The sequence below is a fragment of the Sulfitobacter sp. M368 genome, from assembly GCF_025141875.1.
Classification (GTDB): domain Bacteria; phylum Pseudomonadota; class Alphaproteobacteria; order Rhodobacterales; family Rhodobacteraceae; genus Sulfitobacter; species Sulfitobacter mediterraneus_A.
Map to the genome: position 1 here is coordinate 40,711 of NZ_CP081113.1, position 14,364 is coordinate 55,074.

Annotated in this window: 9 protein-coding genes and 1 pseudogene; 6 read left to right on the plus strand and 4 right to left on the minus strand. The window is 55.6% G+C overall.

Annotated features, from left to right (window positions below; translation table 11 throughout):
• Window positions 1–20: 20 nt before the first annotated feature.
• A complete protein-coding gene (locus K3754_RS00195) occupies window positions 21–2,726 on the plus strand; it encodes a calcium-binding protein (protein ID WP_259939731.1) in 2,706 nt (901 codons plus the stop codon).
• On the opposite strand, the gene K3754_RS00200 is transcribed toward K3754_RS00195, so the two are convergent.
• The gene (locus tag K3754_RS00200; RefSeq protein WP_259939732.1) at window positions 2,723–3,943 is read right to left on the minus strand and encodes a glycosyltransferase family 4 protein; all 1,221 of its coding nucleotides are present in this window, start codon (window positions 3,941–3,943) and stop codon (window positions 2,723–2,725) included. The two genes, K3754_RS00195 and K3754_RS00200, sit on opposite strands and share 4 nt — an antisense overlap.
• Window positions 3,944–3,945: 2 nt before the next feature.
• A complete protein-coding gene (locus K3754_RS00205; protein ID WP_259939735.1) occupies window positions 3,946–5,238 on the minus strand; it encodes a glycosyltransferase in 1,293 nt (430 codons plus the stop codon).
• A gap of 140 nt (window positions 5,239–5,378) precedes the next feature.
• Between K3754_RS00205 and K3754_RS00210 the strand changes: the two genes are divergently transcribed.
• Both K3754_RS00210 and K3754_RS00215 read left to right on the plus strand, forming a co-directional pair.
• Window positions 5,379–6,305, plus strand: a complete 927-nt coding sequence (locus K3754_RS00210) for a glycosyltransferase (protein WP_259939737.1) — start codon at window positions 5,379–5,381, stop codon at window positions 6,303–6,305.
• 13 nt (window positions 6,306–6,318) lie between these two features.
• A pseudogene (locus K3754_RS00215) lies at window positions 6,319–7,335 on the plus strand (glycosyltransferase); the annotation flags it as partial.
• A 106-nt stretch (window positions 7,336–7,441) separates the two neighbouring features.
• On the opposite strand, the gene K3754_RS00220 reads toward K3754_RS00215, so the two are convergent.
• Window positions 7,442–8,104 (minus strand): ABC transporter ATP-binding protein, encoded by a 663-nt coding sequence (locus tag K3754_RS00220; RefSeq protein WP_259939740.1) that lies wholly within the window; start codon window positions 8,102–8,104, stop codon window positions 7,442–7,444.
• A 6-nt stretch (window positions 8,105–8,110) separates the two neighbouring features.
• Window positions 8,111–9,370 (minus strand): capsule biosynthesis protein, encoded by a 1,260-nt coding sequence (locus K3754_RS00225; protein ID WP_259939743.1) that lies wholly within the window; start codon window positions 9,368–9,370, stop codon window positions 8,111–8,113.
• Between the two features lie 201 nt (window positions 9,371–9,571).
• On the opposite strand from K3754_RS00225, the gene K3754_RS00230 reads away from it, so the two are divergent.
• The 3 genes from K3754_RS00230 (at window position 9,572) to K3754_RS00240 (ending at window position 14,339) form a co-directional block, all read left to right on the plus strand.
• Window positions 9,572–10,303 carry an ABC transporter permease gene (locus K3754_RS00230; RefSeq protein WP_259939746.1) on the plus strand — a complete coding sequence of 244 codons (732 nt, stop codon included), beginning with the start codon at window positions 9,572–9,574 and terminating at the stop codon, window positions 10,301–10,303.
• 84 nt (window positions 10,304–10,387) lie between these two features.
• Window positions 10,388–13,588 (plus strand): glycosyltransferase, encoded by a 3,201-nt coding sequence (locus K3754_RS00235; protein ID WP_259939749.1) that lies wholly within the window; start codon window positions 10,388–10,390, stop codon window positions 13,586–13,588.
• A 16-nt stretch (window positions 13,589–13,604) separates the two neighbouring features.
• Window positions 13,605–14,339, plus strand: a complete 735-nt coding sequence (locus K3754_RS00240; protein WP_259939752.1) for a sulfotransferase family protein — start codon at window positions 13,605–13,607, stop codon at window positions 14,337–14,339.
• Window positions 14,340–14,364: the final 25 nt, after the last annotated feature.

Below are 14,364 nucleotides of genomic sequence, written 5' to 3' on the forward strand. Positions count from 1 at the left end.
CAAAGCATGCGAGGTGTTTCATGGTCAGAGCGGTTTTTTCGGTGCAAGGCACTCTGAGCGGCGCAGAAGAAAATGCGCTGGTCGGGATTAACGACCTGTTGGTTGTGCCGGGTTCCGACGGCGGCACATTGTACACCGCAACCCGAGGAGACGGGTGGCTCAGCGCGTTCGACATCGGCGATGGTGCGGGACAAACAACGCTGGAAGGGCATTGGCGGATCGCCCCGCAATACTTACAACTCGAAACCACCGATCTGGTGCTGAAAGGCCCAGATCAGTTGTTTATGGCCGGATTAAACAGCGCGGATTTGCAGGGTGTGACACTGGATGCGGGCCGGGCCGGCAGCCCGTTTGCCGCTTCCACGACCATGGCATCGCAGGACATCAGCGCCCGATACTTTAGCGAATTGGTGGTAGAGGACACGGGCCAATCCGGGCTCGCCGCCCTTCGCGGCGGGGGTATTGTTCAGGTTTCCTTTGGCGCGGGCGGGCAGTTTGTAACAAAAGAGATTGATACCTCTTCCGCGTTGAATACGGCCCGCGCATCTGATGTCTTGATCAGCAGCCACAATGGCCAAACCTACGCTTTTGCCAGCTATGGTGCCGAGGACAGCGTAAGCATGTTCAAAAAAGCGCCAGACGGATCCTTCGATCATATCTCAAACATCGACACTCAGGATGGCTTGTGGGTGGACCGGCCCAGTGCATTGGCAGTGACCACTGCAGCGGACGGCGGGCTCTATCTGGTGAGCGCCGCGTCCGGCAGTCATTCTCTTTCGGTCATGGCCATATCCCCGGACGGCATGACGCCCGTTGATCAGGTGCTGGACAGCAGCGAAACCCGTTTTGCAAATGTGTCTCACGTGACAAGTATAACCATCGGTGCACAGGATTTCGTGCTGGCCGCAGGATCAGATGCCGGGGTCAGCCTGTTCGCGATGCTGCCGGGCGGGCGGCTCCAACATCTGCAAAGCATGGAGGCCACTGCCGATGCGCCACTGAACGGCATTACCGCGCTTGAGGCACTGGCCACATCCGATGGCATTCGCATCTGGGCCTCAACCGAAGCTGCACCATTCTTGTCGGAATTCTCCGTTGACTTGCAAGACCTTGGGATCAGCAAGGCAGCCAGCAACAGCGGTGGGCCCCTGAACGGATCACGCGCGGACGACATCCTCAGCGGCAGTGCAAGCGCAGATCAGATCCATGGCGGCGACGGCAATGATTTGATCTGGGACGGTGCAGGCGCCGATGACATGCGCGGTGGTGGCGGAAGCGATACGTTCATTTTGACGGCAGATGACACGCGGGACCGGATCCTTGATTTTCAATCGGGCACCGACCGCATCGACATCTCCACATTCAGCCAGATGAATGGCATCGGCGCCACGAGCATCTCCTCGCGGTCCTATGGCGCCGACTTACGGATCGGTGACGACGTCACCGAAATTCACAGCGCAACCGGTGTTGCCCTTGATGCCGACGACTTTGATTTTGGCAATCTGATCACCGGGGATCGCATCGAAACCGACCCTGGTCACTATCCAGGGGCGACAACCCCGCCACGTACAGACCCGGCGCCTGCCTCAGATCCGGCACCCGAACCGCAACCCTCAAACACTTCCGACTGGCAGGCGGCGCCCGAATTTGAGTTGGACCGTAGCGGCGCAGATCAGATCGGAACCGAACGCGGCGAGGCAATGTATCGGTTTGGCTCTGACGATCGGCTCTTGGGTGGGGGCGGCAATGACACCATTCAGGCAGGCGCAGGCAATGACAGCGTCACGGGAGATGCGGGAAATGACGAAATACACGGGGGTGGCGATCATGATCTGCTGATTGGTGCAGGCGGTTTTGACACGATCAATGGCGGCGATGGCGACGATACGATCTGCGGTGACGGTCATGCAGACTCCCTCAACGGTGGTGACGGACAAGACGTGATCTTGGGCGGTGATGGATTTGACCAGATCAATGGAGGCGCCGGAGCAGATCGCGTTTGGGCCGGCGCAGCACCAGACCGCGTTTATGGCGGCGATGGCGATGATTGGCTCAGCGCGGGCAGCAACTTCGGCACCTCGGTCGATGGTATTTGGGGCGAGGCCGGCAACGATACGTTGTTTGGAAATGCAGGGTTTGACTATCTCAATGGCGGAGATGGTGACGATTTGCTGGATGGTGGTCATCAAGCCGATAATCTTTATGGCGAGGCGGGCAATGATACCTTGATCGGAGACCAGGGGTTTGATCGCCTGTTTGGCGGCGACGGGGATGATCTGTTGTCCGGGGGACAGATGGGGGACGCATTGTTTGGAGACGCAGGCAATGACACCCTTGATGGCGGCGCAGACAATGACCGATTTTTTGGCGGCACGGGCGACGATCTTTTGCTGGGCGGGGCTGGCGTGGATACGCTGCAAGGTGGCGCCGGTTTTGACACCCTCGAAGGTGGTGCAGGAGACGATCTGCTCTTTGGCAATTTTAACGCCGATCATTTTGTCTTTGCCGATGGCCATGGCCACGACCGTGTGGCCGATTTTGAAACGCAAAACGATCAAGAGGTGTTGGATCTGTCCGGCGTGACCACACTGAACAGCTTTGCTGATGTGATGAACGTTGCGCGGCAATCAGGTTGGGATGTCGTGATCGACACGTCGCCAAACTCATCCATCCGGTTGATCAAGACCGACCTGCAAGACCTCAGCGAAGATGATATCGTGTTCTAGTGGTTGCCCGCCTTGCTGAGAGCCTGCTCAATCAGACCCTCCAGCGCTGCGGCTTGTGTATCGAAATCGGTGACGGCACAGGGCGCCATATGGGCGGGATGCGCGGCAATCGCATCGGTGATCTGACGGCGCAGCGGCGCAGGATCCGGTCCGATTGGTATCAAATCTTCCTGCGCAATATAGCCGTGTTCTGTGCTGCCACCGCTGTCTGTCTGGATCACACGCACACCCCGCGCAAGCGCTTCGCGGATGACCAGGCCGAAGGTTTCCTTCCATTGCGAGATAAACAACAGGACGTCGATCTTGGAATAAAACTCATCCATTTCGTCTTGTGTAAATCTTGGGTGAACTTCCCATTCCCCCGGCAAGCCCGAAAAATCATGCCCCTGCCACCAAGAGCCATCCATGCTTCCGTCAACCACAATCACCCGGAAATCCGTTTCTGACAGGCCGGCAAAGGCATCCTTGATCAATGGCCATCCCTTGATCTGGGAGGGGCCCCCAACGAACCCAAAGACAAGTCGGCGATCTTGGCGTCTGCGGGCGCTCTGCTTTTTGGCAAAAGTCTTGTCCGGCAGGCGTATCCCGTTTTCCCAAACCACGCCCCGACCGGTCGCAAATCCGGAATTTTCGCACAGCCCTTTTGCAAATTGGCTGGGATAAGTCACGATCTCCACCAGACCGCCCATGGTTTGCAGATGTTCAAACCGGGTTCTCGCCGCCCAATAGTTTTCAACACATCCCTTGCACTGCGTGATTTTGACGGGATGCTGACCACAATAGGTTTGATCCATTTGGATCATGAACTGACGCTCACAGATCCACCAAAAATCATGCACGCTCAGGATCACGGGCACATCTTGATCCCGCGCGGCGGTTATCACACCTGTTCCAAGATCCTGAAGGCAATGTGCATGAACCAGATCAGGGTCCAGTGTATGGATCAATTCCGCAACCCGGGCCGTGATGCCCGGATTGTCGTAGGCCGCACCATAGCTTCGCCCCTCAGGCACATTGATTTGATAGTTAACGATACCGTCGACTTCTGTTTTCAGCACAGCATAATCGGCGATCCCGGCCCTGCAGCAGAGCGATACAGCCGTGACTTGAAATCCACCCCGCCGGATCAAGGCATGCGCAACTTCTTGAGCAACAATCGTTGCGCCGCCGTAGGAATGCGGGGCAAAAAAAACATTGGCGACCAGGATATGGCGCATTTTCAACCTTCCACCCAACGAACAAGCTCCGGCGAGATGATGTGTGGCTCTGCTTTTCCGCTCCAATGGGTTTCGATGTCCTTGCGGGCAGTGCGGCCCAGGTTTCTCGTATAGGTGAGGTCTTGTGCCAATAGCTCCAAAGCCTCGGTCCAACGCAGATCGGCCCCAACGACCAGTCCCGTTTCACCGTGGCGTACAACGGCGGCGAGATCACCAATGCTGCCCACAATCGAAGGCACCGCCACAGCCGCAGCATCCAGAACCCGCACCGCAGATTTGCATCCGTTGAAAACATCATCACTCAATGGCATCACCGCACAATCCGCACACGCAAGCGCGTTCAGATAAGCGCCGTAATCCGTGAATCTGAACCGCTCAATCTGCTTGTCCAACCCATTTGGCAGTATCTTGGAATCGACGTGCCCCATCAGCATCAGCCGCCGCTTTGGATCCGCCTGAACGAATGCCGACAAGCCTTGCAGGATCTCCACAAGATCCATTTCGTGCCCTAGTGATCCGCTTGCGAATGCCACACGAAAACACCCATCATCTGGCCGGTCGGTTTGCATTGCCTTGGCCCCGTTGGTCAGAGTTTGGCAATCCGCAAAATTGCGCCGCAAGTAGGTGGGTCTTGGAGAATAAAGCCCTGAATGGGCGATCATACCGGGTGTCGAAACCGACAGAACATCAGCGCCGTTCATCATGCTCAGGTATTTTGGCGCTTCATTGAGAAAGTGGGTCTTTAGAGACGGATCAACCGCAGCCATATTTCCGTAAGTGCCATAGGCCGACACCGAAAAAAGCGGATCGTCCAGATCATACAACACCGGCAGTCGCAGACGCCGCGCCTCATAGCGCAGCATCTGGGTTACGTCGGTGGTTTTCAGACGGTATTCAAACAGATGCGTCGCCTGTTGCAGGATCGAGGTGGCGCGGGGAATGTCCTCATAGTGGGCATATGTAAACTCGACCCCACGCGCCTGCCAGAACGTCGCCAGCTGTTCCACACGGTATTTGCGACATTGCGGCAGGTTCAGATCGCCGATCAATGCAATCTGTCTGCGGCGTTGAAGAACGGCCGGTGTCGCACTGATGTGAAAGCCATTGTGCTGTGCCAGTTCCTGCCAGACCGGGCCAAGGTATAATGCTGATGGATCAACGCGGTGATCGGAGCTGGGAGCAACCGTGCTTGGTCCCTGACCGCGCAGTCGGCGGATCACATATCGCCAGGCCTTGCCCAACGCGCAAGCAAAGCCGTCCTGACGAGCGGTTGTGGAGAAACGCCTGATTAACATTTGCCAAGTTCTTGGCACCATTCCAAAGTCGCTCCGAATAAACCTTTGAAATGTTAATACTTTGCTTACCCTTAACGATCTATGAATCTCAGGTGTCTTCTTTAACCAATGGTTTTTTTGTGCCTGCTATCACTCCCGACATGACCAATACCGTAACCATTCTGATGGGCGTTCTGAACGGGGCAAAGTGGCTGCAGCCACAGCTCGATAGTATTTCAGAACAAGATCACGAGGACTGGGTCTTGCGGTTCAGCGATGATGGATCAACGGATCTTAGCAGCCAGATTGTCCGCGGCTTTTCTGACCGGTTCCCCACGCGGATTCATTGCGGTCACGGACCAAGAAAAGGCTTTGGCGACAACTATATGCGTCTGATCCGTAATCTGCCTGAAAAGGCGGGATACACCGCCTTTGCTGATCAAGACGATGTCTGGAGCAGGGAAAAACTGGGGCGGGCTGTTGCCGCACTTTGTGGGTTTGAGGAAACACCAACGTTGTACTGCGGACAGCGCTGGCTTTGGTATCCCAAGACGGATCGCCGCATCAAATCATCTCGTCCCAATCGGGATTTTGAGTTTCGGAATGCCTTGATTGAGAATGTCGCAGCGGGCAACACCGTCATGTTGAACCCCGCCGCCACGCGGTTGGCGCGGCAGGCCTCACGCATGATAACACAACCGGTTTTTGCGCATGACTGGTGGCTCTACCAATTGATCACAGGGGCCGGCGGCAAAGTGGTTTATGATAGCGGACCGCCCTGCATTCTTTATCGGCAGCACAGCGCAAATGCGATTGGGGCGGGTCATGGCATGTCCGCGCAGATCAAGCGCAAGACGGGTGTTCTCAAGGGCAATTTCGCCATGCGCATCCAGCAAAACCTTGCCGTGCTCGGGCAGATAAGATCGCTTTTGACAGAGGAGGCGCGCCATGATCTGCGCCGTTTCGAACTGGCCCGCAAAGCTGCGTTGCAGCAGCGGTTGTTGCTGTTGAACGAAGTCCGGCCCTATCGGCAAACTCCGGTCGGGACACTTGGGTTTTGGGGGGCCGCCAGCCTTGGCCAAATCTGAGAAATGCCCTCATGTGGTTCTGGTTGGCGGCTGCGGGTATCGGTCCGGCGTACCTGAACATATTCTGCATATCGTGAAAGCCATGAAAGGCCGGGCCCGCATCACAATTGTCAGCGAGCCGGATCAGGGCGGTTATACCGAGGCGCGGGCGCTAGGCGCAGCACATCACGCCATTCCCGGATTGGCCTCTGGACTGTCGCCACTGCGCCATTTTCGGGCCTGCCGTGACCTGCTGAGGCTTTTGCGGGAACAACCGGCAACGCTGGTTTGGGTACATGCGCGGCTGGCTGTTCTGCTGTGCCGGATCGCACTGGTGCTCAGGGTTTGGCGGCCCGCCCATCCGGTTTTGTTTACTTTTCACGGCTTGCCCTTTGATCGGGGTCACCGTGCGATTCTGCGCTGGTGCTCTTCGCTGGCAGAGCGCTGTGTCTTGCGCTTTTCGCCGCCTTTGGATCTGGTTTTCCTAAGCAACCGGATGCGGGCATCGACGATTTTGCATTTGGGGGATTCTATTGCGACGCGACACCGCCTTCACGTGTTGGCAAACTGCTCTGATCTGGGGCAATTGCCACCTATTAAGCGCACGGCGGGTGGCAATATCGTGATGACCGGGCGGGCCTGTTATCAAAAGGACTATGGCACTGCTTTAGAGGTTTTTTCTGCCTTACCGGACCGTTTTACGCTCACCCTTGCAGGGGTTGGCACGCAGTCGCCGCGCTTCCAGAGAAAGATTGAGAAAAGCTTGCCCAGAGCGACGTTCAAACGCATCACCTTTTGCGGCCCGGTTCGGAATGTTCGGCCCTTGCTGGCTGCGGCTGACGCATTCTTGTTGACCTCGCGCTACGAAGGGTTGCCCATCGGCGCACTTGAAGCGTTTGAAGTGGGATTGCCGCTGATCCTGAAGGACTTTGAGGGAGCGAAGGAACTGGCTGCCAGGCACCCTTTCGCGATGGTGACTTCGTTTTGCGATCTAAAGGCAGATCGCGATCAGATCTTGGCCCTGCTCGCGGATTATCAGGAACAAACGCCGATCAGCCGTGCGGCGGTGCAGCACGCTTGGTCACAATCCTTCTCTCCTAAGATCTTTCAGCATCAGCTTTATCAACTGCTTGAGGAATGCGGGGTATCCCTTCCCCCTATAGAGGGTGCGCCAGATTGTATTCGTGATGTTCAAGCGCCGCATCAATATCACGGTAGAAGGTCAATTTGCCCTGCTCCAACACCGCAGCCATGCTACACAGACGTCGAACCATCGGCGCGGAGTGAGTGACCACGATCGCCCCGGCTGTTTCGCGTCGCTTGTCAAACACCTGCACACTTTTGTGACGGAATGCCCCGTCCCCAACTGAGGTCACTTCATCCACAAGGTAAGTGTCGAATGGTACGCCCATGGAAACACCAAAGGACAGCCGGGATTTCATGCCTGCCGAATAGGTGCGGAATGGCATTCTGAAATGCCCGCCGAGTTCCGCAAAGTCTTCGACAAAATCCACCAATGCATCACTGTCTACACCATAAAGCCGTGCGACAAATCGGGTGTTCTGTACACCTGTGAGATCTGGATGAAAGGAGCCCGCGAACCCCACCGGATAAGAGATTGTTCCCGTAGATTGGACAAAGCCACTGCTTGGCCGGATGGTGCCGGAAATCAACCTGAGCAAGGTGCTTTTCCCGGCACCATTCCGGCCCAGAAGCGCGACCGAAACCCCGGTTGGAAACATCGCAGTCAGGTTGTCGAAAATTACCTTACGGCCATGCCGTGTTCGAAAAGACTTGCAAAGATTCTCGAGCCGCACCATCGCACATCACCGCCGGTCGCGCAGGCTGTAGTAGATCAGACAAAAAATCGACCAGACAAAAAATGAAAAGAGGGTCTGCAGTCCCAACAACTTGGCCCGCTCCGGAAACTCCGCTCTTTCGGCCAATGTTGGTTTGACATGCGCGGCCAGATACCGGCTTTGCCGTCGTACCTCGGCCTGCGCGGAATCATGGGCGCCCAAGGCAGCGGTATAGGCCGTTTCCGCAAATTCCCGATCTACGATGAGACCTTCATATTCCCCAACAAGGGTCGCAAAGGCCGCGTCGCCATTCCCCTCAACTCCCAATCCCAGCTTGCGCCGCTCGGATGCGATGCGTCCGTTGATTACATCTATGCGGCGTCTGGCCTGTGCAATGCGCGGATCATTGTCGCGCGTCGTGTCTTGCAACAAATCAAATTCGATCAAGGCATCGGCGAGTTGCTGTTGCAGGGTAACGAGCAGACCCATCTGATTTTGTGTATCGATACTCGGATCGACAATCTGGGTCCGGTTGCGGAATTGGGTCAATGCGCGGCGTGCGGTTTTGAGGCGTTCGACCGCGTTCTGAAGCTCCTCGCGGGTATACCTGATCGAATCTTCCTGCGCGATATCCGACAGGCTGTTGATCATCGCGGCGCATTCATCCAGCACCGCCTGAGCAACACGTCGGGCGTCCTGGGGATCAAAAGCACGTACTTCCAGATCAATCAGTCCCGTGCCGCTGTCATAAACAACAGAGATTTTACGATCCCAATGCGCCTGGAGATCCTCAATGGTGCCCGCAGGATCAAAGGCAAAAACAGGATCCTGTTCAGGAGGGATTCGTGACCAGATGGCCCGGAGGTCAACGCGATCATTCACCCGCGAGACCAATTCCTGACTGGATAGATATGCAAACAGAATGTCGGTGTCAGACGAGCTTGATCCAGACAGCTCCGTGATCCCGCCAAGCAGTTCAATAGCTGAGCTTTTGTCCTCGGTTCGGACAGAGAACGCCACGTCCGACGCATATTGATCTGCCGCCCGCTGCCAAAGATAAAACGCGGTAACCAGTGACGGTAAAAGCACCAAAACAGCGAAAGACAGCAACAGTAACCAATGCCGTTTACGCGTGCGTGCGGGTTGTGCAGGTGGCCCAACAAGAAATTGCGGAATTTCCGGTTTCATCACTTTCGGCGGGTCCGGGTCATCGGGTGGCAAGGCCGGACCAAGCTTGAGCGGCGCTTCTTTCGGCTCGGACCCTGCTTTGGTTTTTAGCCAACGCACCTTTGTAACAGGCCTCCTTTGATCAGAGGTATCATCCTGCATCGGAAAACTCTTTTGGTTGCATTGTTGAATATCTTTGCCACCTATAGTTTCATAACTTTACTGTTTTGACCAGCCGGGAGGCCGCACATCACATCTCAAACCCCTCAAACGCTGCGCCCGCAATCGGCACGGTTTGCCACGCCCCGCGCCATCGGTGCGTTGATCCTGCGTGAGATTTCGACGACCTATGGCCGGTCACCGGGGGGCTATGTCTGGGCCATCCTTGAACCTGCCGCTGGCATCGCGCTTTTGACCCTGGTGTTTTCCATTGGGTTCCGGACACCGCCGCTTGGCACCAGCTTTGCCCTTTACTACGCGGCGGGGATCCTACCGTTGATGATGTTCACCGAATTATCTGGAAAACTTGCGCAAACCATTCAATTCAGCCGCGCCCTACTGGCCTATCCACGGGTCACATTTCTGGACGCACTGATCGCGCGACTGGCACTGAATGTCCTGACACAGTTGATGGTCCATTTTGTCTTGCTCGGCTCTATCTGGCTGGTTCTCAAGCCGACAACCATTCTGGATTTTTCAAAGATATCCCAAGCCTATTTGCTGACCATCGCGCTTGGCACGGGAATCGGGACGCTCAATTGTTTTCTAACCGTCGCTTTCCCTATTTGGCAGATGGCCTGGGCAGTCTTGAATAGGCCGTTGTTCATCGTTTCTTGTATCTTTTTTAACTTTGAGAGCATTCCGCAGCCCTACAACGATTACCTCTGGTTCAATCCGCTGGTCCACATCGTCGGATTGATGCGTGACGGCTTTTACCCGTTTTATCTGCCGACTTATGTGTCGGTCGTTTATCCAATGGGATTGTCGGCGCTGACTTGCATCTGCGGCTTGTTCCTATTGAACCGATATCATCGCGATGTGCTGGATCAGTAGCACAACCCAAAGTATATTAATTATCGACAATACTCTTGTTATGCGGTACTTTCCAAAGGTTCTTTACCGATGGGGCTGTTGCTGATGACGCTTGCGAGAATACCCGATTTCCATTGCTTGCTGATGATGGATGGTGTGATTTACGGCAATCTCGAAGACAATGCGCGACCGACGTCACGTGAACTGCACCTCGGTGGCGCACGCAGCCTGTTTGCACCTAGCGCGCAGGCACCGGTAAACGGACACGGTGTCTCGATCCCGTTCAACCTATCTTCTGATGCGATGACCACCCGCATCAGATCAGAGCCGAGCGAAACAAAAGCCGGAGAAATCTTTGCGTGCTGGGTCAACTACCTTTCTGACTGGAGCATGAATGGCAGCCAAACCATCCAGTTGATGATCCATCAATTCGATGCTCCATGCCGCATCACGTTCGAAGATCAATTGACCGTCGCCAAATTGCGAAAAGGTATGCGGCTCGAAACCTACCTGGCCATCCACCGGGCTCAAGCCGATCTGATCGTCACCTTCTCGGACCTCTTCAGCGATCGGGAGGAACGCCATCGCGTGGTCTTTGATCCGGCCTTCAAGGGGGGTGCAACGGCCAGCGGCTATTTGCCCGTTTCAATCCCGCTGCCGGACCATTTCGAAAGCTGCAATGTCGCGCTTGCGGTTGAGTACCATCAGCATATTCCCGACGATACCGGCACAGAGCCATTCATGTTTATCGCGGGTACGCAGATCGCCCCGGATCGTGAAGCCAAACCCAACGAGCCAAGTGCCGTACCCCGCCAAATCTCCGGAGAGGCAACGGAAAACGGGAACACCTGGGTCAGTGCACCCCTGCCAACCGCCCTCACGCCCGGGCAGGCGATTTCAGTGAACGTTGACGGAGAATCCTTTCCGCTGACACCGATGCAAACAACGTCATTTTTCGTTCGGGAGAATTTCGGGCACACGTTGATATGTCAGTCCGAAGAGGAATTGGATCTGATTCTAAGCATTGATGGCCGCTACATCAGCGCACTGCAAATTGGGGTGAACGACACTGTCATACGGTTGCCGGATCAGTTTCTTGATGGCCATGTCCATCTGGTCTGCATCACTGACAGTTCTGGTTCTGTCACCCTGTTCAAGAGTCAGCAATTGATTCCCGCAATTGTCACCCCTGCCGAAGTGATGCAGCACGAATCGGTTGCCCCTTTCCCGTCAATGATTTTTGCCCAGACCGCCCTGCGTTATGATGGTTTGAAAAAACTGATCGGCGCGGCCGGGGCAGACACCAACCTTGCACAGGTGGCTCACGCAATAAAAACCGTGGAAGGTGGGCACGAAAACGTAAAACTTGAACCGCTTGCCTTTGCGCAGGTGGACAGGCCTGACGTTTCCATCGTCATTCCAGCCCACAACAAGGTCAAAGTGACCTACCTTGCCTTGTGCTCTCTTTTGATCGCGACAAATCGCGCCTCGTTCGAAGTGATTGTCGTTGATGATGCCTCAACTGACGAGACAGCAAACCTCGAAAAGATCGTCACGGGAATTAAGGTCATCCGTAATGAAATGCCGCAGCGGTTTGTCCGGGCCGTCAACGCTGGTGCGCAGCTGGCCAGAGGTCACTACATCGCCTTGCTCAACAACGATGTCGAAGTCACGGCGGGATGGCTCGATGCTTTGATTGATGCCTTTGACCGGTTTGACAATGTCGGTCTTGCCGGATCCAAGCTGCTTAACCCTGACGGCAGCTTGCAAGACGCCGGCGGGATCGTCTGGGGGTCCGGAAACCCGTGGAATTACGGCAAGGCACAAAACCCCCACGAGCCGCGTTTCAGCTATGCCCGCCAAGCGGATTATCTATCAGGCGCTGCGTTGATGATGCCCCGGCACCTGTGGGACAAGATCGGCGGCCTGTCGCAATATCTTGAACCGATGTATTTTGAGGACACTGATCTGGCCTTCAAGGTTCGGGAGGCAGGATACGCAACATGGTTCGTTCCCTCGTCACAGGTATACCACTTCGAAGGCATGACCTCCGGCACTGATGTCTCCACCGGGTTCAAGAAATTTCAAGAAGTGAACCGACCCAAATTCAAACGACGCTGGGCCAGTGCCTTCGGGCAATTTGGCACCGAAGGTATCGCACCAGATCTTGAGAAAGATCGGGGGATTTTTGGGCGGGTCCTGTTTATCGATTATGCTCCGCCTCGCCCGGATAAGGACGCCGGTTCTTACGCTGCTCTTCAGGAGATGAAGCTGGTGCAATCGCTTGGCTATAAGGTCACATTCATGTCGACCAACATGGCACACCTGGGGAGCTACACCGAAGATCTACAACGTCAGGGGATCGAGGTGATCTATGCGCCGTTTTTCATGAACGTGGATGAATATCTAACCAAACACGCCCAGGACTTTGATGCCTTCTATCTGACCAGATATTATGTCGCCCAGGCCGTTCTGCCGACAATCCAGGCCCATGCACCCGGCGCTCGAATCCTCTTCAACAACGCCGATCTGCACTTTCTCAGGGAGTTGCGTACAGCCCAACGCGAGGGCGATCTGAACAAGTTGGAAAGCGCCCGCAGGGTGCGCACAGAGGAACTTGATGTCATCAAGGCGGTTGATGTGGTCCTGTCCTATACCGACGTCGAACATTCCGTCATCGAGGCCTACACCGATGGGCAGGCCAAGATCGTCAAATGTCCTTGGGTGGTGGCCCTTCCTGAACAAGTTCCGGAGCTTGAAGGCCGCCACGGCTTGTCTTTTTTGGGAAGCTTTCGGCACCATCCAAACTCGGAAGGTATCAAATGGTTTGCAAGGGACGTGATGCCACTGCTGGACTGTGACGGCGCGGCACCCCTTTTGACAATCTACGGGTCAAGTATGAACGAGGACATTCGCGCGTTGGCGTCTGATCTGATCCACCCGCACGGGTTCGTTGAGAACGCCAGCGACGCCTTTCAAGGGCATCGCATTTTTATTGCGCCTCTGCTGTCCGGCGCGGGCATAAAGGGCAAAGTCATCTCTGCTCTCGCGCATGGCATTCCTACAGTTCTGACGCCGATTGCCGCCGAAGGGATTGGTCTGCGCAGCGGTCTCGATTGCATCATCGCTGAAACATCCGACGAATGGCGCAGGGCAATCGCCGCGTTAGCCTGCGATGACCAGCTTTGGCAACGGCTGTCGTCCAACGGGCGGGAATACGTCGCAGATGCCTTCAGCTTTGATCGGGGCCGAAACCAGATGCGCAGCGCGTTTGAAGCGGCAGACTTGTTTTGCGCACGGCCGTAAGATCGGGGTTTTTCGCATGAGCCACCCCTCACGCACGGTGATCTTGCACTGCCACCTGTTCAAGAATGCAGGCACATCGCTTGATCACATCCTCAAGCAGAACTTCGCAGATCGCTGGGTCACCCGCGAATTCGACATGGGAAAGGGCGGCAACACCGGTCAGGTCGAAAATTGGATTCGGTCCTCACCGAAGGCCGTGGCATTCTCATCCCATACAGTGACGGGACCGCTGCCCAGTTTGCCCGATATCGAAATTGTCCCGATCCTGCTGCTCAGAGATCCTTTGTCACGGATCAGATCGGCCTACAGGTTTGAAAGAAGTCAAGAGGCGGACACCCTTGGCGCCAAGTTGGCCAAGGTCAACGATTTGGCCGGATATGTTTCGAAAAGGCTGTCAAACCCCCAAGACCGCCAATGCAAAAGCTTTCAAGCCTGGCGGTTGGCAATGTTCTGCCCCGGACCAGAGGCGGAATACCAAAGAGCAAAAAAAGGCGCTGCTTTGATCAATGAGACAGGTGTGCTTGGTCTGGTTGAGGCATTTGACCAGACCTTGGCGGCACTACAATGCCGCATCAGGGGGGTGTTCCCTGATTTTGCCTGGCAACATGTCCATGCCAATACCTCTGCCAAGACACCGGAGTCGCATATGGACCGGGCCTTGCTGCAGCAGTTGGAAGACGCCAATGCGGATGATCTAAACCTGTTGCGGTATGCCCAAGAACTCCTGTGTGTTGATCAGCGGAACGATTAGGCTGAGGGCCCGGTCAATCTGTGTC